The 19,384-nt window shown below is 61.2% G+C and carries 19 protein-coding genes and 1 pseudogene; 7 read left to right on the plus strand and 13 right to left on the minus strand.

The genetic code is table 11. The features are described 5' to 3' along the window. Positions 1–42: 42 nt before the first annotated feature. On the minus strand, positions 43–1,305 hold the full coding sequence (wecC, locus tag ABIB24_RS13715) for a UDP-N-acetyl-D-mannosamine dehydrogenase (protein ID WP_025338137.1): 1,263 nt from the start codon (positions 1,303–1,305) through the stop codon (positions 43–45). Continuing rightward, a complete protein-coding gene (wecB, locus tag ABIB24_RS13720) occupies positions 1,306–2,442 on the minus strand; it encodes a non-hydrolyzing UDP-N-acetylglucosamine 2-epimerase (protein ID WP_025338138.1) in 1,137 nt (378 codons plus the stop codon). Between the two features lie 686 nt (positions 2,443–3,128). Between wecB and ABIB24_RS13725 the strand changes: the two genes are divergently transcribed. After that, positions 3,129–3,464 carry a ComEA family DNA-binding protein gene (locus ABIB24_RS13725; protein ID WP_354316647.1) on the plus strand — a complete coding sequence of 112 codons (336 nt, stop codon included), beginning with the start codon at positions 3,129–3,131 and terminating at the stop codon, positions 3,462–3,464. Positions 3,465–4,012: 548 nt separating this feature from the next. Here the strand turns inward: ABIB24_RS13725 and ABIB24_RS13730 are convergent. Then, a complete protein-coding gene (locus ABIB24_RS13730) occupies positions 4,013–4,180 on the minus strand; it encodes a DUF2897 family protein (RefSeq protein ID WP_010952850.1) in 168 nt (55 codons plus the stop codon). A 181-nt stretch (positions 4,181–4,361) separates the two neighbouring features. On the opposite strand from ABIB24_RS13730, the gene pyrF reads away from it, so the two are divergent. After that, positions 4,362–5,063: an orotidine-5'-phosphate decarboxylase gene (pyrF, locus tag ABIB24_RS13735; RefSeq protein ID WP_010952851.1), complete on the plus strand. Its 702-nt coding sequence runs from the start codon at positions 4,362–4,364 to the stop codon at positions 5,061–5,063. Positions 5,064–5,121: 58 nt separating this feature from the next. Here the strand turns inward: pyrF and ABIB24_RS13740 are convergent, their stop codons facing one another. From ABIB24_RS13740 to ABIB24_RS13755, 4 genes are all read right to left on the minus strand, one after another. Continuing rightward, positions 5,122–5,952, minus strand: a complete 831-nt coding sequence (locus ABIB24_RS13740) for an undecaprenyl-diphosphate phosphatase (protein ID WP_025338140.1) — start codon at positions 5,950–5,952, stop codon at positions 5,122–5,124. A 416-nt stretch (positions 5,953–6,368) separates the two neighbouring features. Continuing rightward, entirely contained in the window at positions 6,369–6,695 is a 327-nt protein-coding gene (locus ABIB24_RS13745) for a hypothetical protein (RefSeq protein ID WP_354316649.1), read from the minus strand. Positions 6,696–7,111: 416 nt separating this feature from the next. Beyond that, positions 7,112–7,387: a DUF3077 domain-containing protein gene (locus ABIB24_RS13750; RefSeq protein ID WP_075044081.1), complete on the minus strand. Its 276-nt coding sequence runs from the start codon at positions 7,385–7,387 to the stop codon at positions 7,112–7,114. A 480-nt stretch (positions 7,388–7,867) separates the two neighbouring features. Beyond that, positions 7,868–8,869 (minus strand): NADP-dependent oxidoreductase, encoded by a 1,002-nt coding sequence (locus ABIB24_RS13755; protein WP_024086491.1) that lies wholly within the window; start codon positions 8,867–8,869, stop codon positions 7,868–7,870. Between the two features lie 175 nt (positions 8,870–9,044). Between ABIB24_RS13755 and ABIB24_RS13760 the strand changes: the two genes are divergently transcribed. Then, positions 9,045–9,806: an SDR family oxidoreductase gene (locus ABIB24_RS13760; protein WP_025338144.1), complete on the plus strand. Its 762-nt coding sequence runs from the start codon at positions 9,045–9,047 to the stop codon at positions 9,804–9,806. A gap of 162 nt (positions 9,807–9,968) precedes the next feature. On the opposite strand, the gene ABIB24_RS13765 is transcribed toward ABIB24_RS13760, so the two are convergent. Next, positions 9,969–11,126, minus strand: a complete 1,158-nt coding sequence (locus ABIB24_RS13765) for an MFS transporter (RefSeq protein ID WP_354316650.1) — start codon at positions 11,124–11,126, stop codon at positions 9,969–9,971. Between the two features lie 274 nt (positions 11,127–11,400). On the opposite strand from ABIB24_RS13765, the gene ABIB24_RS13770 reads away from it, so the two are divergent. From ABIB24_RS13770 to ABIB24_RS26845, 3 genes and pseudogenes are all read left to right on the plus strand, one after another. Continuing rightward, positions 11,401–12,798, plus strand: a complete 1,398-nt coding sequence (locus tag ABIB24_RS13770; RefSeq protein ID WP_137163241.1) for an aminotransferase-like domain-containing protein — start codon at positions 11,401–11,403, stop codon at positions 12,796–12,798. Positions 12,799–13,466: 668 nt separating this feature from the next. Then, positions 13,467–13,994 (plus strand): annotated as a pseudogene (locus tag ABIB24_RS26840) (HAMP domain-containing protein); the annotation flags it as partial. Then, a complete protein-coding gene (locus tag ABIB24_RS26845; protein ID WP_371858040.1) occupies positions 13,992–14,855 on the plus strand; it encodes a methyl-accepting chemotaxis protein in 864 nt (287 codons plus the stop codon). The pseudogene ABIB24_RS26840 and the gene ABIB24_RS26845, both read left to right, overlap by 3 nt. A gap of 144 nt (positions 14,856–14,999) precedes the next feature. Here the strand turns inward: ABIB24_RS26845 and ABIB24_RS13780 are convergent, their stop codons facing one another. Further along, the gene (locus ABIB24_RS13780) at positions 15,000–16,190 is read right to left on the minus strand and encodes a benzoate/H(+) symporter BenE family transporter (RefSeq protein ID WP_354316652.1); all 1,191 of its coding nucleotides are present in this window, start codon (positions 16,188–16,190) and stop codon (positions 15,000–15,002) included. 291 nt (positions 16,191–16,481) lie between these two features. On the opposite strand from ABIB24_RS13780, the gene ABIB24_RS13785 reads away from it, so the two are divergent. Beyond that, positions 16,482–17,084: a glutathione S-transferase family protein gene (locus ABIB24_RS13785; RefSeq protein ID WP_025338149.1), complete on the plus strand. Its 603-nt coding sequence runs from the start codon at positions 16,482–16,484 to the stop codon at positions 17,082–17,084. Positions 17,085–17,215: 131 nt separating this feature from the next. Here ABIB24_RS13785 and ABIB24_RS13790 read toward each other — a convergent pair whose 3' ends face one another. From ABIB24_RS13790 to ABIB24_RS13805, 4 genes are all read right to left on the minus strand, one after another. Next, on the minus strand, positions 17,216–17,587 hold the full coding sequence (locus ABIB24_RS13790; protein ID WP_075044087.1) for a glutaredoxin family protein: 372 nt from the start codon (positions 17,585–17,587) through the stop codon (positions 17,216–17,218). Positions 17,588–17,646: 59 nt separating this feature from the next. Then, entirely contained in the window at positions 17,647–18,192 is a 546-nt protein-coding gene (folE, locus tag ABIB24_RS13795; protein WP_013971502.1) for a GTP cyclohydrolase I FolE, read from the minus strand. Positions 18,193–18,262: 70 nt separating this feature from the next. Next, a complete protein-coding gene (locus tag ABIB24_RS13800) occupies positions 18,263–18,823 on the minus strand; it encodes a Smr/MutS family protein (RefSeq protein WP_024086499.1) in 561 nt (186 codons plus the stop codon). A gap of 174 nt (positions 18,824–18,997) precedes the next feature. Next, positions 18,998–19,318, minus strand: coding sequence for a hypothetical protein (locus tag ABIB24_RS13805; protein WP_024086500.1), 321 nt, complete (start codon positions 19,316–19,318; stop codon positions 18,998–19,000). Positions 19,319–19,384: the final 66 nt, after the last annotated feature.

The raw sequence follows: 19,384 nt of genomic DNA on the forward strand, positions 1-19,384 counted from the left end.
CGGGCTCGCGCCCAATAGAAAAGATAATAATTGAAACTGACGTTAGGCGAATACGCCTCGCGTATCCAAAAGCCGCTGCTCCTGCCGCAGGTTGAACAACTGCGGCGAGAAGGTCTTATGGTCGACCAGCAGCAATAGAATATCTGCCTCCATGGCCGCCGTAAGCTCAATCAAAGGAACCTCCGCTTCAAACAAGATATCCGGAGCCAACGCAATATTTGGCTCAACTGCCACTATTCGTCCAGGAAACAACTTGGCAAGTTCGAGCGTAATTGCCAATGCCGGGCTTTCACGTAAATCGTCAATGTCTGCTTTGAAGGCTAGGCCCAGACAAGCTATCTGGATGGATTCTCTTTTTTTTCCAGTAATAGAGCTTACTTCATCGATCAGGCTCTGAGCCTTATTGATTACCCAAGCTGGCTTCCCATCGTTTACTTCGCGCGCCGTACGTATCAGTGGAGACAGTTCGGGAGCCTGATTTACAATAAACCAGGGGTCTACTGCGACACAGTGCCCTCCCACTCCCGGTCCAGGCTTTAATATATCTACCCGCGGATGCCTATTCGCCAGGCGAATTAACTCCCATACATTGACACCTAATCTATCGCAAATAACTGACAGTTCATTGGCGAAAGCAATATTGACGTCGCGAAAGCTGTTCTCAGTCAGCTTGCACATTTCAGCAGTACGAGCGTCGGTAATGACGCACTCAGCTTCAACGAATATATTATATAGGCTGGCAGCTACTTCAGAGCAACGCGCAGTTATGCCACCAATCACTCTATCGTTATGTACTAACTCACGCAGGACACGCCCTGGCAATACACGCTCGGGGCAATGCGCAATACGAATATCCGACGCCTCTCCTGCATCCTGTGGGAACGATAGATCCGGACGAGCATCTGCCAGCCAGGTGGCCATTTGCTCAGTCGCTCCTACTGGCGAGGTGGATTCGAGCACGACCAGATTACCTTTTTTCAACATCGGCGCGATGCTTTTGCTCGCGGCTTTGATAAAAGACAAATCCGGCTCATGTTTTTCATTAAAGGGAGTAGGTACCGCAATTAGAAATGCGTCAGCTGGTTCAGCTACTGATGTGGCACGTAGATAACCCTCTGTCACAGCTGCATGCACGAGCATGTCGAGATCAGGCTCGACGATATGAACTTCGCCGCGATTGATCGCCTCTACTGCCTGAAGGTTGACATCGATACCTACTACTTTTATTTTTCGAGATGCCAATACAGCTGCGGTGGGCAAACCAATGTAGCCCAATCCAATCACGGCGATGGTGCCCAGATTCATTTACTGCCTCTTAACCAATTTGCTTAAGGAGTCGATAATTCGCGAGCATGCTTTTCCATCTCCATATGGATTATAGGTTTGGCTCATGGCTCTATATGTATCGTTATCGGTCAGCAAAGTATTTAATCCATCAACAATTGCGTTTACACTCGTGCCCACCAGTTTTACGGTGCCGGCTGCAACTGCCTCAGGTCGCTCTGTGGTTTCACGCATTACCAGTACAGGCTTACCTAGAGAAGGAGCCTCCTCTTGAATGCCACCCGAATCAGTGAGAATCAGATATGCCTGGTTCATCAGATAGACAAAGGGAAGGTAATCGAGCGGTTCAATCAGGTGCACATTGTCGATAGCGCCTAATAAGCGATTGACTGGCTCTCGTACATTAGGATTCAAATGCACCGGGTAGACGATTTCAGTGTCAGGAAAGCGTTGCGCAGTCTGTACTAAGGCTTGGCAGATACGTTCGAAGCCGTCACCAAAGCTTTCTCGCCGGTGCCCGGTGACCAGAACTAACTTGCGTTCCGGGCGTATAAATTCAAAGCGTGAGGCGAATTGTGCTTTGAGCTCAACATTTGTATCCAGCTTGGCGACTACCTGCAAGAGCGCATCGATCACGGTATTGCCTGTCACGGCAATGCTCTGAGGGTTTACTCCTTCTCTCAACAGGTTATCGCGCGAAGTCTCGGTAGGTGCGAAGTGCAGTGAAGCAAGTGCTCCAGTGAGTTTACGGTTGCCCTCTTCTGGCCAAGGGGAATAAATATTGCCAGTACGCAGGCCAGCCTCGACATGGGCAACCGGAACCTGCTGGTAATAGGCGGCGATGCTGGCTGCAAATGTAGTGGATGTATCGCCGTGCACCAACACCACATCTGGCTTGAACTCGGTCAGGACAGGTTTCAGACCCTGCAGGATGGCAGTGGTCACATCAGTCAGGTCCTGACCGGGTTTCATGATGTTCAAGTCGTAGTCGGGCTTGATCTCGAACAGCCCTAGAACCTGGTCAAGCATCTGGCGGTGCTGCCCCGTTACGCAGACGCGCGACTCGAAACGATCGTCCTGGGCAAGTTTGAGGGCCAGCGGTGCCATTTTGATGGCTTCTGGGCGGGTGCCAAATACGATGAGGGTCTTCAGGGACACGGCGAGGGTCTTCTGTGTGAGTCAAGGCGGCTGAAACGGGTGCTACGGGTGACGATTTCGAGTGTTACTCAGTGCGGCCTAGGGTGGCCTGGCTGGCGTAGCACGTTCGAAAACGGGCTTGGCCAGTGGGAGGAGGTGAAAAAAAATTCATTCGGCTCGGATCCTTCAAGCGAAGCGGTTGTCCTAAGGCCGCAAATTTATCATTTCGTCATCATTATGACATCCCATTATGGCACGATTTTTTTCCCCCTGATCCAGCGAATTGGTGATAATCATCGAGCTATTGGATCATAAATAGCATTTATTTATCTGAGAAAACGATTGTTTGATGTCATACAGGCATCGTGCCAACGATATCAATATGACCATCGTATGCGACGAACGGGTGGGGGCCTTGCGCTGCAAGGCCTTTAGGAAAAGCAACAGCTTTTGGTCTGAATGAAACCCAGGTTAAACGGGAATTTACCTGGCGGCGATTTGCTATCGCTTTTTTTTCATGAAGTTAACTCGAAATATGGCTGAACGCCATCATTTTTGGGTGGTCGAAGCTGGTTTTCTTAATGTTTGATCTGGTTACGTTTAAACAGGCCAAGTGGCTGTTTGGATAACCGCAGAACCGCTAGGGTTGATTGCGCAGCCGAGGGAAAACGGCTGCTGAAAAATGACCAACCCAAGGAGTGTTCACCATGCGTAATAAACTTCTGTCGTCCCTGCTGCTTCCGCTGTTCGCCAGCCTGTCGTTCTCCATTAGCGCCGCCCCGGCCAGCGTCACGGCGGCGGCCGAGCCGGTGCCGGTGGTGGCCCAGGTGCAGGCGCAGCAGGCGCCGCGGCTGGACCTGAACAAGGCCGATGCACTGACCTTGCAGAAGGAATTGAATGGCATAGGCAAGGCCAAAGCCGAGGCGATAGTGGCCTACCGTGAGGCCAATGGGCCGTTTGCTTCGGTGGATGAGCTGCTGGAGATAAAGGGGATTGGTAACGCACTGTTGGAGCGTAACCGGGACAAGGTGATGGTGGAGTAAGCGGGGAGGGGCTGGGGCTTTTTGCCCTGGCCCTTTTTGTTGAAAGTTTGACGTTATAAAGGTTTGACTCTTTAACCTGTTGAAAATGAGAGGGTCGTATTTTTTATTAGCTTGCTATGTGTCAGCAGGCTAACTAGTTGATAACTTTTGATGCGGTCGTTGTAACAGTGGCCTTGTGCCGCGAGCGGGGGGCGCAGCGCACCCGGGATTCAGCTTCGCCGCGTATATTGCCGGGGCTGCTTTGCAGCCCTTTCGCGACGCAAGGCCGCTCCCACAGGTACGGTGCAGGCCTGGGGGGTTATGGTGTTCCTGTGGGAGATCGTCGAGCTTTTGGGCTGCGCTGTCGCGCGGAGAACTGATGCTGGCAGGCGCTCAGCGTACCTTGTGGGAGCGGGCGTGCCCGCGAAGAATCCTGCGCGGTGCATGGCACCGGCTGCGCCGGTGTTCGCGGGCACGCCCGCTCCCACAGGGGGCCCTGCTAAATCAGTCAGTTATGTGAAGTTCTGTGGGCGCAGCTGGCCAGCCAGCGTGCTTGATCGCAGGGCGTGTCAGCGGTCCTGCGCATCCTTGGCATCCGCTTCGGCATTGCGCTCATGCACCTTGCGCAGCTGTTCTTCGGTCAGTGGCAGTTTCTTTGCCGTATCGCGCAGCAGCATTAGCCCGCCGACGATCGAGCCGAGGGCTATGATGAGTATCAGCCAGGCATACCAGGGCATTGTCGTTCTCCTTTGCTGGTGATGGGCAGCGCTTGTACAAATGTTGAGCAATTGCCCGTTCCGTTGGTTCAATTATAGGAGCCAGCCACTGTCGGGCCAATTCCGTGACCTGCGGGCCCCAAAGCCTGTGCCACTTCGTTTACAATGCGCGCCGTTTTCGACTTGCCAAGAGACCCTGCCCATGTCCGCCTGCCAGACGCCCCTGATCGTCGCCCTGGATTTCCCTACCCGTGAGGCCGCCCTGAAGCTGGCTGACCAGCTTGACCCTGCGCTGTGCCGGGTGAAGGTTGGCAAGGAGCTGTTCACCAGCAGTGCTTCGGGCATTGTCGAAACCCTGTGCGACAAGGGCTTCGAAGTGTTCCTGGACCTCAAGTTCCACGACATCCCCAACACCACCGCCATGGCGGTGAAGGCCGCGGCCGAGATGGGTGTATGGATGGTGAACGTGCATTGCTCCGGTGGCCTGCGCATGATGGCGGCCTGCCGTGAAGAGCTGGCCAAGCGCAGCGGCCCGCAGCCGTTGCTGATTGGTGTGACCGTGCTGACCAGCATGGAGCGTGAAGACCTGGCCGGCATCGGCCTGGATGTCGACCCGCAAGAGCAGGTGCTGCGCCTGGCGGCGCTGGCCGAGAAGGCTGGCATGGACGGTTTGGTGTGCTCGGCGCTTGAGGCCCCGGCACTGAAGGCGGCGCACCCGTCGCTGCAGCTGGTGACCCCGGGCATTCGCCCGGCAGGCAGTGCGCAGGATGACCAGCGCCGTATCCTCACCCCGCGCCAGGCACTGGATGCAGGTTCGGACTACCTGGTGATCGGCCGCCCGATCAGCCAGGCCGCCGACCCGGCTCAAGCGCTGGCAGCGGTAGTCGCTGAAATACGCGGCTGAACCTGACCAATGAAAAAGGGCTGCGGATGCAGCCCTTTTTCATTTTTGTGTCGTGCTATCAGCCCTGAGCTGTCGACCAGTCGATCCAGCCGAACTGCCAGGTAGCCAGGATCAATAAACCGAAGGCGATGCGATACCAGGCAAACGTCGCGTAGCTGTGGTTGGCGATGAACTTGAGCAGCGCACGCACGGCGATCATGGCGAAGATGAACGAGGTCACGAAGCCGATGGCGAACACCGGCAGGTCGCCGGGCTGGAACAGCTCACGGTACTTGTAACCCGAATACACTGCTGCGCCGACCATGGTCGGCATCGCCAGAAAGAACGAGAACTCGGTGGCCGCCTTGCGCGACAGGCCGAACAGCAGGCCGCCGATGATGGTGGACCCGGAACGCGACGTGCCCGGGATCATTGCCAGGCACTGGACGAAGCCGATCTTCAGGGCATGGCTCCAGCGCATGTCATCGACGTGGTCGACTGCCACGCGGTGGGTACGGCGTTCGGCCCAGAGCATGATTACCCCGCCAACCACCAAGGCCGTTGCCACGGTGATCGGGTTGAACAGGTAGTGGTGAATCAGGTCGGCGAACAGCACGCCCAGCACCACCGCTGGCAGGAACGCCAGCAACAGGTTGCCGGTGAAGCGCCGCGCCGCGGGCTGACTGGTCAGGCCGAACACCACTTCCAGGATCTTGCCGCGAAACTCCCACACTACCGCCAGGATCGCCGCCAGCTGGATGATGATGTTGAACGCTATCGCGCGTTCACCGCCGAAATCTATCAAATCGGCAACGATGATCTGGTGCCCGGTACTGGAGATCGGTAGAAACTCCGTGAGCCCTTCAACCACTCCCAGGATGATTGCCTGGAAGGCAGTCCATAAATCCACTGATCCCCCCCGTTGGAGCCGTGCTGCTTGCACGGCCCATGCTCTTGATTTACCTATGATTGCCGGTTCAGGCGGCGAAGATGTTGGTGCGCGCCGGATGCTACCAGAGCGACGGTGCGAAGACTTGTGTGGGGTTGTAACGGTGTGGAAGCGGCCTTGCACAAATTTTTGGCTTTGCGCAAGGCAGGCTCACATAGCAGAGCCAAGCTTCAGGGGCCTGCTCAGGACCTGTGGGAGCGTGTTCACCCGCGAAGCATGCGACGCGATGGATGGCACCGGCTTCGCCGGTTAACCCGCTCCCACAGGGGAGGGCAAGCTTTGGACATTGAGCAAGACAATAATCCCAATGGCGCAGCTGTTGGAAGTTTGTGCTAGCGGTTTCGTCCTCGAACTAAAGTACCCCTTGCAGCTTGAAATCAATAGTCGAAATCGTTCATGAATTTTTGGACATCGCTTTCCACATCGTTAGCGTTGGCGATGACCTCCTCAAAAAGTACTTTCATGTCTTTATAGTCATGCTCTCTATCAGAAACGGAAAATGGCGTTGAGCCTGAAGCACCATTCAATCGAAACCAAAAGGTGGCGAGTTCTCTGTCTGGGTCGTAGTCAGATGAGATGAATAAGCTCATGTCCTTGTGGCTGGCTATATAGGAGCCGCCTTCCCCTTCGCGCCATTTCAACTTTCCGTTCCTGGTTTGAGTTAGAACGAAGTCCATAAATTTTGCAAATTGAACAGGAATCATACTGGCTCACCTACGTAATCATGTTTTGCGACTGAATGCGCCAAAAGATCATTTTGCATTCTTTTCAGGGCGTCGATCGTAAATTTGTGTGGGTGCTCACTGGCAGCCACATTGGCTTTCGGGTACTGGCTGGTATCGTACATTGGGTTGGGGCCAGTCTTTTTCCCCCTTGACTGGGCCACGTGTTCGTAGCTATCCAAAATCTCGAGATTGTCATGATATCGCTCGGGCGCATTACCTTTCGAGAATCGTGAAATATAGACTCAAGGCACAGACTCCATATGCAAAGGAGGGCCACCGATGTCAGGAGTTTCCGAGTTTATGATTGGCTATGAAAAAACCATGCCTTCCTCAGAGTCATAGGTTTCTAAGCAGGCCCAGCTCCTGTGCGGCCTCTGCTGCCAAGGTTTTGCAGGTCAGTGCAGCTTATTCTTGGCCAGTTCGATGTCGTTCATCAGGGCCTTGGCCATGGCCAGCAGGTAATCGGCGGAGCCCAGCAGTTTGTGGTCATCTTCCATGTCGCCTTCGCGCACAAGGTGCTTGATGTAGCCCAGCAGGACTGACACGTGCTCGTAGGCATCATCGATCGGTATGCCGGGTTGCACGCGGAGCAGGTCCAGGGTGGGGTTGCCGGCTTCGAGGAAGGTTTCCAGGCCTGCGGTTAGGATGGGGGAGGGGGTGTACTTTTTCATGGTTAAAATCCAGTGCGTGACGAGGAGCAACCACCCGGATCTTTCTCACGGACAAAGGTGGCAGCCATTGCGCGGGGTGAGAAACCGGTGCACTGACGCCGGCCAAGCCGAAGCCTGCCCGCGAATGGCTGCCATTGAACAGTGGAGCAGCAGTGCATAACAGGTTCTCACACCCGGTCACCAACATGGCGACCCGGTGAACTTAACCCTGAGGGATTTCCCCGACAATTCAGCTGCTTCCGACCGCTGCGTAGGATAGTTCGCTTGCTGCTTCAAGCTGAAGCGGTTGGGGGCAAGGTTCAGGAAAGTCTGACGCGCTGCTCCTGCATAGGTGGTCAGTGTAGGAGCGGCCTTGTGTCGCGATTGGGCCGCAAAGCGGCCCCGGCAATATCTGCGGCGAAGCTACAAATGAGGGGCCGCTGCGCGACCCCGTCGCGACACAAGGCCGCTCCTACAGGGGGCCGCGCAGTGTTGAGGGGTTTATACCTTCAGCACCAACTTGCCAAAGTTCTCCCCACTGAACAGCTTCAGCAAGGTCTCGGGGAAGGTCTCCAGCCCTTCCACCACATCCTCCTTGCTCTTCACCTGCCCGCTGGCCAGCCACCCGGCAATCTCCAGCGCGGCCTTGCCGTAATCCTTGGCATAATCCATCACCACGAAGCCTTCCATGCGCGCACGGTTCACCAGCAGCGACAGGTAGTTGGCCGGGCCTTTCACCGCTTCCTTGTTGTTGTATTGGCTGATGGCGCCGCAAATCACGATGCGTGCCTTGAAGTTGATGCGGGTCAGCACGGCGTCGAGGATGTCGCCGCCGACGTTGTCGAAGTACACGTCCACGCCTTTGGGGCATTCGCGCTTCAGGCCGGCCAGCACGTCTTCGGCCTTGTAGTCGATCACCCCGTCAAAGCCCAGTTCGTCCTTCAGGTACTGGCACTTCTCGGCGCCGCCGGCAATGCCGACCACGCGGCAGCCTTTGATCTTGGCAATTTGCCCGACAATGCTGCCCACCGCGCCTGCCGCGCCGGAAATGACCACGGTGTCACCGGCCTTGGGCTGGCCGACGTCCAGCAGGGCGAAGTAGGCGGTCATGCCGGTCATGCCCAGCGCCGACAGATAGCGCGGCAGGGGCGCCAGGCTGGGGTCGATCTTGTGCAGGCCCTGGGGTTCGCCAGTGAAGTAGTCCTGCACGCCAAGGGCGCCGCTTACATGGTCGCCCGGCTTGTAGGCGGGGTGGTTGGAGGCAACAACCTCGCCAACACCCAGCGCGCGCATCACCTGGCCCAGGGCCACGGGCGGGATGTAGGACTTGCCTTCGTTCATCCAGCCGCGCATGGCCGGGTCCAGCGACAGGTACAGGTTGCGCACCAGCACCTGGCCTTCGCCGGGTTGTTCGGCGGGCACGGTCTCGAAGCTGAAGTCGTCACGGCGCACGGCGCCGACCGGGCGTTTGGCGAGCAGGAAGCGGCGGTTGGTGTTGGTCATGGCGGGTCCTTGTGGGCAATGGAAGGGGGAGGCGTCAAATCTACCCTGTTGATGTAGGCAGGTCCTTAACATCACTGACAAGCATGGTAGCCCAACCGGTGGGGTGATGATGCTGCCCGGGCGGGTGGTGGCTGACTATGCTCTGAACCCCACCAAGCACGCTTTGGAGCACGCGATGAGCATGACCTTTTCCGGCCAGGTAGCCCTGGTCACTGGCGGTGCCGCCGGCATCGGCCGGGCAACTGCCCTGGCTTTCGCCCGGGAGGGCCTGAAGGTGGTGGTGGCCGACCTCGACCCGGCCGGTGGCGAGGCAACTGTGGCCCTGATCCATGCTGCGGGCGGGGAGGCGCTGTTCATTGCCTGCGACGTTACCCGTGACGCCGAGGTGCGCCAACTGCACGAGCGCCTGATCGCCGCCTATGGCCGGCTGGACTATGCCTACAACAACGCAGGTATCGAGATAGAGCAGGGCCGCCTGGCCGAGGGCAGCGAGGCGGAGTTCGACGCCATCATGGGCGTCAACGTGAAGGGTGTGTGGCTGTGCATGAAGTACCAGCTGCCGTTGCTGTTGGCCCAGGGCGGTGGGGCCATCGTCAATACCGCTTCGGTGGCGGGCTTGGGCGCGGCGCCGAAGATGAGCATCTACAGCGCCTCCAAGCACGCGGTGATCGGCCTGACCAAGTCGGCGGCCATCGAGTACGCCAAGAAGGGCATCCGGGTGAATGCGGTGTGCCCGGCGGTGATCGACACCGACATGTTCCGCCGTGCCTATGAGGCCGACCCACGCAAAGCCGAGTTTGCCGCTGCCATGCATCCGGTGGGGCGCATTGGCAAGGTCGAGGAAATTGCCAGCGCCGTGCTGTACCTGTGCAGTGACGGCGCGGCGTTTACTACTGGGCATTGCCTGGCGGTGGATGGTGGGGCTACGGCGATCTGAGCCGAAACCGCGTGGCCTTCTTCGCGGGTATATCACTGGCCCTGAGGGCCGTGTAGGAGCGGCCTTGTGTCGCGAGCGGGGTGCGAAGCGCCCCCAAAATCTCAGCTTCGCCGCATGATTTGCCGGGGCTGCTGCGCAGCCCATCGCGACACAAGGCCGCTCCTACGCTGACCGCGCTGCCTGTGCGGTTTTCACCGAGCTGGATAGCAATGCCAGCCCTACAACCACACACCCCACCATCAACACCCCACCAAATACCAGCAACGCCAATCGTGATCCCAACCGGTCGCTCAACAGCCCGGTAAAGATCACCGGCAGGCTGAACCCCAGGTACGCCAGCAGGAAGAACCCGGCACTGGCCCGTGTCTTCTCGCTGCCGGCCAGCTCGTTCACCGCCGCCAGCCCGCCCAGGTAGATAAACCCGTAGCACGCACTACTGGCCGCCACCGCACCCAGCAATACCGCGCCCAGCTGGCCGCTGTCCGCACCCCAGGCCAGCACGGCATAGCTGCACGGCAATATCACCAGCCCCAGCAACGTGGCCGTACGGCTGCTGAGGCGCCGTGCCATGGGCTGGAACAACAACCCGCAACTGATCACGCAAAAGGTCGAGAACCCCGACCAGGCGCTAAGTCCGTGCTGGCGCAGTATGCCCGGCAGCAGGGCGATCACCAGCCCCACGCAGGCCCATGCCAGCAAAATGGCCAGGCCATAGGCCACGCTGCCACGGGGGTAGCAGGGCAGGCGCAGCATGGGGTTGCGTTGTGCCGGGCGTGGGTCCGGCAGGCGCCACACCAGCAGCATGGCCAGCGCCGCCAGCAGCAGTTGCAGGTGGAAGCTGCCTGGGGTCAGGCTGGGGCCGCGCAGCAGGAACAGGCTGGTCAGCGCCGCACCCAGGCCAAAGCCCAACGAGGTGCTGGCGGTAACCCAATTGGCGGCGCGGGTGTTGTCTGCGCCGCCCATCAGTTCACCCATGTAGGCGGTGGCCGTGGCCGAGGCCAGGCCGGTGCCCAGGCCGAGGAACAGCCGCGCCAGGCCCAGGGTTTGCAGGCTGGGGGCCAGCAGCATCAGCACGGTGGCGACCATCGACAGGGCCAGTGCGGCGAGCACCAATGGCCGGCGCCCAACCCGATCGGCCAGCCCGCCCAGGGCCAGTAGCACGGGTAGTACGCCGAGCACATAGCCGGAGAAGGCCACCGCGGTGGCGGCGGCGCCTTGGCCGGAGAGGTCGGCGTAGGTGATGTACAGCGGGGCCTGCAGGTTGACGGCCAGGGTGATCAGGCAGAGGGCGAAGGCCAGGCGGGCCGGGGCGGAGGGCATGGGTAGGGTCCTTGTCTGCAGGTGTAGGAAATCCAGGCATCATGCGGTTCTTGTAGGAGCGGCCTTGTGTCGCGATGGGCTGCGCAGCAGCCCCGAGATCTCCGCTCAAGCACAAATTGCCGGGGCTGCTACGCAGCCCATCGCGACACAAGGCCGCTCCTACAAGAACCGCGTCAGCCGGTTGAATGGTGATAACTCTGATTACCGTCCACCAGACACACCGCCACCCCTTTTATGCTTAACTGTTCGCTCAAAACCAGCGAACACCTGCCCCATGCACTTGCCCCTCGACCGCACCAGCCCCACCCCGCTGGTACAGCAACTCACCGACCACCTGCAAACCTGGATCGACCAGCAACGCCTGCGCCCCGGCGCGCGCCTGCCGTCGATCCGGGCCTTGGCCCGCAGCCAGGCGGTCAGTGCGTCGTGTGTGATCGAAGCCTACGACCGCCTGGTCGCCAGCGGCTGGCTGGAGGCCCGCCACGGCACTGGTTTTTTCGTCGCCGAGCGCAAACCCGGTCTGGCCGTGGAAGACGCCCAACCCTGGGGCGAGGCCGGCGACGGCAGCTGGCGGCAGTTTCGCGAGGGCCATGACGAGTTGCTCAAGCTGGGCTGTGGCTGGTTGCCCAGCAGTTGGCGCGCCGCCACCGAACTGGCCCAGGCAGTGCGCCAGGTCAGCCGCGGCAACCCACAGGACCTGTTCGACTATTGCCCACCTTTGGGCCTGGCCAGCCTTCGCCAGCAGTTGCACAAGCGCCTGGCGCAGCTGGGCATCGCCGCCGGCCCTGAACGTATCCTCACCACCCATGGCGCCAGCCACGGCCTCGACCTGCTGGTGCGCACCCTGCTGCGCCCGGGCGACACGGTGCTGGTGGAAAACCCCGGCTACTACAACCTGTACAACCTGCTGCGCCAGCACCAGGTGCACATGCTGCCGGTGCCGCGCACCGCCGAAGGCCCGGACCTGGCCACCCTCGAAGCGCTGCTGGCGGCGCACAAGCCGCGCTGCCTGTTCATCAACAGCCTGTACCAGAACCCCACCGGCACCAGCCTGACGCCCAAGGTGGCGTATCGCCTGCTGGAGCTGGCCCGCGAGCACGACCTGCGCATCATCGAGGACGATATCTACGCCGACTTCCAGGAAGGCCCGGCCACTCGCCTGGCCACCCTCGACAGCGAACAGCGGGTAATCTACATGGCCAGCTTCTCGAAAACCCTCAGCAGCTCGCTGCGGGTCGGCTACCTGGTCGCCGACCCCGCGTTGCTGGCGCGCCTGGCCGAGTTGAAGATGGTCAGCGGCATCGGCACCTCGCGCTTTGCCGAGCAGGTGGTGGGGCAGATGCTGGCCAACGGCAGCTACCGCAAGAGCGTGCAGCGTCTGCGTGTGCGCCTGGGGCAGCACATGGCCAGGCTGCTAGGCCAGCTGGAACAGGCGGGCTGGCAGGTGTTCTGCGAACCCTACGGCGGCATGTTCGTCTGGGCCTGCGTGCCGGGCCGGGATTTCGCCAGCCTGGAGCGCCTGGCGCTGGAACACGATGTGCTGCTCACCCCCGGCAGCGCCTTCGATTACCAGGGCGCGGCCAGCGCCTGGCTGCGCATCAATGTCGCCTACGGGCAGGACTCCCGCGCCCAGGCCTTCCTTCAGCACGCAGGGCGACCTCTGGCAAGCTGATAGCGACATGCTCATAGCTATTTGACACTATTCTGACGCCAGGCCCTTGTTCATCGGCTGGCAACGTTGCCACCCTTGGCCTTCGGGATAACCTCGCACGCAGAAGGGGAATCGGCATGGGCGCGAGCAAGCACGGTGTGCTGGCCAACCTGGGCATGGCCCGCAAACTTGGCCTGGGCTTTGCCTTGGTGCTGGTGCTGACCCTGGCGGTGGCGGCCATTGGCATTGCCGCGCTGCACAGTGTTGGCCAGCGCTTCGACAGCTTGCGCCAGCTGGCCCAGTTCAATACCGACCTGCTGCGCTTGCGCCAGCACGAGCAGGCCTTTGCCCTGCGCTCCGACCTGCAGCAGGCCGAGGCTTTGCGCAGCGGCCTGCAGGGCCTGGCCGAACGCGCCCGTGGCCTGCCGGCGCTGGCGGCGGCGGAAACCGACCTGGCCGCCTACGGCCAGGCATTCGAGGCCTTTGTTGAGGCGGTGCAGGCCAAGGAGCTGGCGCTGGACATGGCCAGCTGGTCGGTGTCCAGCGTGGCCAACAACCTCGATGTGCTGCAGGCCGGCCTGGCTGACGACGGTGTGTATACCCTCAAGCAGTCCCAGGGCCAGCAGGGCGGTGCGTTCCTCGAGCAGGCCGGGCAGGTGGCGCAGGTGTCGCGGTTGATGCTGCAGGCCATGGACGAAGCGCGGGTACGCCTGGAAAAAAGCCGCAAGGGCGAAGAGGGCGTCAGCCAGGAACGCATCGCCCAGACCGTCGAGGCCGCCAGCCTGGTCAGCCAGTTGCAGGGCGCCGTCAGCGATGCTGGCTACCAGAGTGTGCTGGGCGAAGTGGCGGGGCACATTGGTAGCTTCTCGGAAAAACTCAACGAATACACTGACCAATTGGCCCGCGAGCAGGGCTTGAAGGCGCAGTTGCAGGCCAGTGCCGAACAAGTCACCAGCCGGGTCGACCAGGCTTACCTGGGGCAGGAGCAGGCCCTGCAGGGCGAACTGCAACGCAATGCTGTGGCCATCGGCTTGGCTACGGCATTGGCGCTGCTGGTAGGTGTGCTGGCCGCCTGGCTGATCACCCGCGCCGTGGTCGGCCCGCTCAAGCATGTGATTGCCCGCGCCCAGCGCATCGCTGCCGGGGAGTTGAGCTTTGACGCCCAGGCACCACGGCGTGACGAAGTAGGGCAGCTGATGCAGGCCATGCAGCAGATGGCGGCGGGCTTGTCGGGCATTGTCAGCGGTTTGCAGCAGGGCATCGAGCAACTGGCCGGCAATGCGCAGGCGCTGTCGGCGGTGACCGAGCAGACCAACCGCGAGGTGGGCAGCCAGAAGGAAGAGACCGAGCAGGTAGCCACCGCCATGCAACAGATGACCGCCACGGTGCACGATGTGGCGCGTAATGCCGAAGAGGCGGCGCAGGCGGCCCAGGCTGCGGACGAGAAGGTTGATTCCGGGCAGCAGGTGGTGCGCCAGAGCATGCAGCGCATCGAGCAACTGGCGTCGGCGGCGGAGACGGCCAGCGCCGGCATCGACAGCCTCAGTGCCGAGATCCACACCATTGGCGACGTGCTGGAAGTGATCAAGAGCGTGGCCGAGCAGACCAACCTGCTGGCGCTGAATGCTGCTATCGAAGCCGCCCGGGCGGGTGAGCAGGGGCGTGGTTTTGCCGTGGTCGCTGATGAGGTGCGTGCGCTGGCGCGGCGTACCCGGCAGTCTACCGAGCAGATCGAGACCCTGGTCGCCAGCCTGCGTGGCAATGCTCAGCAGTCGGTGGCGCAGATTCGCGGCAGTACCGAGCTGGTGCGTTTGGCGGTGGCCGATGCACTGCAGACCGAAAGCGCGCTGGGCAGCATTGCGGCGGCGGTGTCATTGATCCAGCAGATGAACCAGCAGATTGCCGCGGCGGCCGAGCAGCAGAGCTCGGTGGCGGAAGAGATCAGCCGTAGCGTCACGCAGATCCGTGGTAGTGCCGATCAGGCGGCGTTGGCGATGCAGGACAATGCCCGGTCGAGTATCGAGCTGGCGCAGTTGGGGACCGACCTGAAGGGGATGGTGGGGCATTTCAGGTTGTGATCTGGGCTTGGGCTTTGTGTTGCCTGTACCGGCCTCTTCGCGGGCATGCCCGCTCCCACAGGGATATCATTGCCCTCAGGTCCAGTGATATCCCTGTGGGAGCGGGCGTGCCCGCGAAGAGGCCAGTACAGGCAACAAATACCTTCAGGCCCTGCGCGGGTTGAGGATCATCAAGGCCAGTACCCCCGCCACAATCCCCCAGAACGCCGAACCAATCGAGAACAAGGTCAGCCCCGAAGCGGTCACCATGAAGGTAATCACCGCCGCCTCCCGCTCCCGCGCTTCGCTCATGGCCACGGTCAGCCCGTTCATGATCGAGCCGAACAGCGCCAGCGCCGCAATCGACAGCACCAGCTCTTTCGGCAGCGCCGCAAACAACGCCGCCAAGGTCGCGCCGAACACCCCGGCAATGCCATAGAAAATCCCGCACCACACCGCCGCGGTATAACGCTTGGCCGGGTCTTCATGGGCATGCGGCCCGGTGCAGATCGCCGCGCTGATAGCCGCCAGGTTGACCCCGTGCGAGCCGAACGGTGCCAGCAATAGCGAGGCAAAGCCGGTGGCCGAGATCAGCGGCGAGGCCGGCACCTGATAGCCGTCCGCGCGCAGCACGGCCACACCCGGCATGTTCTGCGAAGTCATCGCCACCACGAACAGCGGAATGCCAATGCTGATGGTCGCCGCCAGCGAGAAGCTTGGCGTGGTCCACACCGGCGTGGCCGCTTCCAGGCGGAAGCCGCTGAAGTCCAGCAGGCCCAGGGCACCGGACAGCACCGTGCCCACCAGCAACGCGGCCAGTACGCAGTAACGCGGCGACAGGCGCTTGACCAGCAGGTAGCTGAAGAACATGCCCAGTACCAGCAAGGTGCGGTGCTGGGCGGCAACGAATATTTCGCTGCCGATCTTGAACAGGATGCCCGCCAGCAGCGCCGAGGCCAGCGAGGCCGGGATGCGCTTGACCAGGCGCTCGAAGCTGCCGGTCAGGCCACAGATCACCACCAGCACGGCGCAGGTGATGTAGGCGCCGATCGCCTCGCCATAACTGACCCCGCCCAGGCTGGTGATCAGCAAGGCGGCGCCTGGGGTGGACCAGGCCACGGTGATCGGTGTGCGGTAACGCAGCGACAGGCCGATGCTGCACACCGCCATGCCGATCGACAACGCCCAGATCCATGACGAAATCTGCGCGCTGGTCAGCCCGGCAGCCTGGCCGGCCTGGAACATCAGCACCAGCGAGCTGGTATAGCCGGTGAGCATGGCGATGAAGCCGGCGACCACCGCCGACGGGGAGCTGTCTGCCAGGGGCCGCAGGCGTGCGGAAGTGGCATCGGTCATGAACAAAATCCTTGTAAAGGTGTAAGCAGTTTTTTCAGACTACAGCGAGCAAGGTTGATCCTTGCCATACAGCGGCCATTGCTTTTAGCCGTACAGTCGCCAACTATTGGGCGCAAATGCAGAACTGCACAGGCAGCCACAAGAATGGTGCCCGCTTTTGTAGGAGCAGCCTTGTGCTGCGAAGAGGCCGTTTCAGCCCATGCAGGTGCTGCGCCTGTAACGGCCTCTTCGCAGCACAAGGCTGCTCCTACAGGGCCAGGCGAGATCTTTGGCATAGAGGGGAGAGGGGTGATGTACAAGGTCTATGGCGACTACCAGTCGGGCAACTGTTACAAGGTCAAGCTGATGTTGAGCCTGCTGGGCCGGCCATATGAATGGCACCCGGTGGACATCCTCAAGGGCGAGACCGAAACGCCCGAGTTCCTGGCGATGAACCCTAACGGCAAGGTGCCGGTGCTGGAGTTGGAAGACGGCAGCTACCTGTGGGAGTCCAATGCCATTCTCAACTTCCTGGCCGATGGCAGCGAGTTTCTGCCTACCGAGCCACGCCTGCGCACTCAGGTGTTGCAGTGGCAGTTCTTCGAGCAGTACAGCCATGAGCCGTACATTGCCGTGGCGCGTTTCATCCAGTTCTACCTGGGGTTGCCGGACGAGCGCCTGGAGGAGTACCGCAAGCTGCACAAGGGCGGTTACAAGGCCCTGAGGGTGATGGAGCGGCAGCTGCAGATGACGCCGTACCTGGTCGGCGAGCAGTATTCGATTGCCGATGTGGCGTTGTATGCCTACACCCATGTGGCGCAGCAGGGCGGGTTCGACCTGGCCGACTACCCGGCAGTGAGGGCCTGGCTGGAGCGGGTCAGCAGCCATCCACGGCATGTGCCGATGGTGGGCTAGTTTCTAGCCTGTGCCGGCCTCTTCGCGGGTAAACCCGCTCCCACAGGGAAATCACAGGACCTGACGGCAGTGGAGTACCTGTGGGAGCGGGTTTACCCGCGAAAGGGCCAGTACAGGCCACCTGCAAACGGTCAGGCCGAAGCGAACCGCTCATCCAGGTAGGCAATGATCGCCTTGGACTCATACATCCAGGTCACCTTGCCCGCTTCTTCAATGCGCAGGCACGGCACTTTCACCCGGCCACCACCTTCCTGCAGGGCTTGGCGGTGCGTCGGGTCGTTCTTGGCATCGCGCAGCGCCACCGGCACGTTCAAGCGGTGCAGGGTGCGGCGGGTCTTGACGCAGAACGGGCAGGCGTGGAACTGGTACAGCGCCAGGCCCTGGGCCGCTTGCTCGACGCGGGCCTGGGCGGCGGCGTCGCGCTTGCGCTTGGCCGGGCGGCTGATCCAGTCGCCGAACACGATGAGCTGGCCGAGGCCAACCCGCAGGGCTTTGACGATCATGGGCAACTCCTGAAATGAAAAAGCCGACCCGGCAGGGTCGGCTCGGGGTCAGCAGCCAATCACTTGATCAGGCTGAGGAACTCGCTGCGGGTGGCGGCGTTTTCGCGGAACTCACCCAGCATCACCGAGGTGATCATGGTCGAGTTCTGCTTCTCGACACCGCGCATCATCATGCACATGTGCTTGGCTTCGATGACCACGGCAACGCCGGCGGCACCGGTTACCTGCTGCACGGCCTCGGCAACCTGGCGGCTGAGGTTTTCCTGGATCTGCAGGCGGCGAGCGTACATGTCGACGATGCGCGCCACCTTCGACAGGCCCAGTACCTTGCCCTTGGGCAGGTAGGCCACGTGCGCCTTGCCGATGAACGGCAGCATGTGGTGTTCGCACATCGAATACAGCTCGATGTCCCGGACCAGCACCATTTCGCTGTTGTCAGAGCTGAACAGCGCGTTGTTGGTGACTTCTTCCAGTGTTTGCTCATAACCGCGGCAAAGGTACTTCATCGCCTTTGCAGCCCGCTTGGGCGTGTCGAGCAGGCCCTCACGGGAGACGTCCTCGCCAATCTGGCTGAGGATCTCGGTGTAGTTCTGTTCCAGGGACATGGATCTACCTGTGGGAAAAAATCGCAAAAACGAAGGGTACGGCGGTGAGGGCGGCGCTGCAAGCGCGGCGTTACTCGTCGCGGCCTTCGAGCATGGTTCGCTTGAGCATCACATACACCGCGCCGGTGCCGCCGTGGCGGGCGTTGCACGAGGCAAAACCGAGCACCTGCGGGTGCTGGCGCAGCCAGGTGTTGACGTGGCTCTTGATCATCGGGCGCTTGCCGTCCAGGCGCGCGGCCTTGCCGTGGGTAACCCGCACGCAGCGCACTTCCAGTTTGGTGGCTTCGGCGATGAAGTCCCACAGGGTTTCGCGGGCCTTTTCCACGGTCATGCCATGCAGGTCGAGGCTGCCCTCGAACGGGATCTGCCCCAGCTTCAGCTTGCGCAGCTGGCCTTCCTGCACGCCGTCGCGGCGCCACAGCAGCTCGTCTTCGGCGCCAACGTCGATGACGAACTGGTCGGACATGCCGTCGATCACCAGCGCCTTGTCACTGCGCACGGTCGCCGCCTGGCGCAGGCCGGCCAGCTTCTGGCGGTCGGCCTTCGGCTTGCCGACTTCGGCGCGGTCGTGCGTGATCGGTTTGACACCGCGCACTTCGGCCTTGAACAGGGAAAAATCGTCGTCTTGCATGATGCCTCCACGTGGGCGGCGTAGTTTACGCGACTGTGGGGCCTTGTGCAGCCTGTGCCGGCCCTTTCGCGGGCACGCCCGCTCCCACAGGGATATCACAGGGGCTGAAGTGAGCGGGGTACCTGTGGGAGCGGGCGTGCCCGCGAAGAGGCCGATACAGGTAATACAACCCCATCAGTCATGCTTTTTCATCAGGTGTGGCGACAGGTTCAGTTCCCGCCCGCGGCGCAGGCGAATGCGGCTGCGCCGCCAGAAGCGCACGCCCAGCCACAGCAGCAGCAAACCGGCCACGGTGAGGATGCCGGCCAGCGGTTTGTTGGCATTGAGCTCCGCCAGGGCAGGGTAGTTGCCCAGCAGGCCGGCGACGCCGGCCATTGCCAGTAGCACGCCAAGGGTCGCCAGCATGGCCGACAGGCCGGCCGCCAGGCGGGCGCCCCAGTTACGCGGTTCGCGCGGGCGCAGGCGCTTGGCGTCGAAACTGCCTTTGAGCTTCATTCCGCTCTCCTCTGTGGATATCCGGAATTCGACCTGGAGCCGCCCATCGGGTTCCGCCCGGCTGCC

The organism is Pseudomonas sp. UYEF17 (assembly GCF_040546125.1).
Lineage (GTDB): Bacteria > Pseudomonadota > Gammaproteobacteria > Pseudomonadales > Pseudomonadaceae > Aquipseudomonas > Aquipseudomonas putida_Z.

Bases quoted from the DNA above. Each gene is read 5' to 3' on its own strand.
- wecC (WP_025338137.1), bottom strand. From the start codon at position 1,305: ATGAATCTGGGCACCATCGCCGTGATTGGATTGGGCTACATTGGTTTG.
- ABIB24_RS13725 (WP_354316647.1), top strand. From the start codon at position 3,129: ATGCGTAATAAACTTCTGTCGTCCCTGCTGCTTCCGCTGTTCGCCAGC.
- ABIB24_RS13730 (WP_010952850.1), bottom strand. From the start codon at position 4,180: ATGCCCTGGTATGCCTGGCTGATACTCATCATAGCCCTCGGCTCGATC.
- pyrF (WP_010952851.1), top strand. From the start codon at position 4,362: ATGTCCGCCTGCCAGACGCCCCTGATCGTCGCCCTGGATTTCCCTACC.
- ABIB24_RS13745 (WP_354316649.1), bottom strand. From the start codon at position 6,695: ATGATTCCTGTTCAATTTGCAAAATTTATGGACTTCGTTCTAACTCAA.
- ABIB24_RS13750 (WP_075044081.1), bottom strand. From the start codon at position 7,387: ATGAAAAAGTACACCCCCTCCCCCATCCTAACCGCAGGCCTGGAAACC.
- ABIB24_RS13755 (WP_024086491.1), bottom strand. From the start codon at position 8,869: ATGACCAACACCAACCGCCGCTTCCTGCTCGCCAAACGCCCGGTCGGC.
- ABIB24_RS13760 (WP_025338144.1), top strand. From the start codon at position 9,045: ATGAGCATGACCTTTTCCGGCCAGGTAGCCCTGGTCACTGGCGGTGCC.
- ABIB24_RS13765 (WP_354316650.1), bottom strand. From the start codon at position 11,126: ATGCCCTCCGCCCCGGCCCGCCTGGCCTTCGCCCTCTGCCTGATCACC.
- ABIB24_RS13770 (WP_137163241.1), top strand. From the start codon at position 11,401: ATGCACTTGCCCCTCGACCGCACCAGCCCCACCCCGCTGGTACAGCAA.
- ABIB24_RS26845 (WP_371858040.1), top strand. From the start codon at position 13,992: ATGGCGGCGGGCTTGTCGGGCATTGTCAGCGGTTTGCAGCAGGGCATC.
- ABIB24_RS13780 (WP_354316652.1), bottom strand. From the start codon at position 16,190: ATGACCGATGCCACTTCCGCACGCCTGCGGCCCCTGGCAGACAGCTCC.
- ABIB24_RS13785 (WP_025338149.1), top strand. From the start codon at position 16,482: ATGTACAAGGTCTATGGCGACTACCAGTCGGGCAACTGTTACAAGGTC.
- ABIB24_RS13790 (WP_075044087.1), bottom strand. From the start codon at position 17,587: ATGATCGTCAAAGCCCTGCGGGTTGGCCTCGGCCAGCTCATCGTGTTC.
- folE (WP_013971502.1), bottom strand. From the start codon at position 18,192: ATGTCCCTGGAACAGAACTACACCGAGATCCTCAGCCAGATTGGCGAG.
- ABIB24_RS13800 (WP_024086499.1), bottom strand. From the start codon at position 18,823: ATGCAAGACGACGATTTTTCCCTGTTCAAGGCCGAAGTGCGCGGTGTC.
- ABIB24_RS13805 (WP_024086500.1), bottom strand. From the start codon at position 19,318: ATGAAGCTCAAAGGCAGTTTCGACGCCAAGCGCCTGCGCCCGCGCGAA.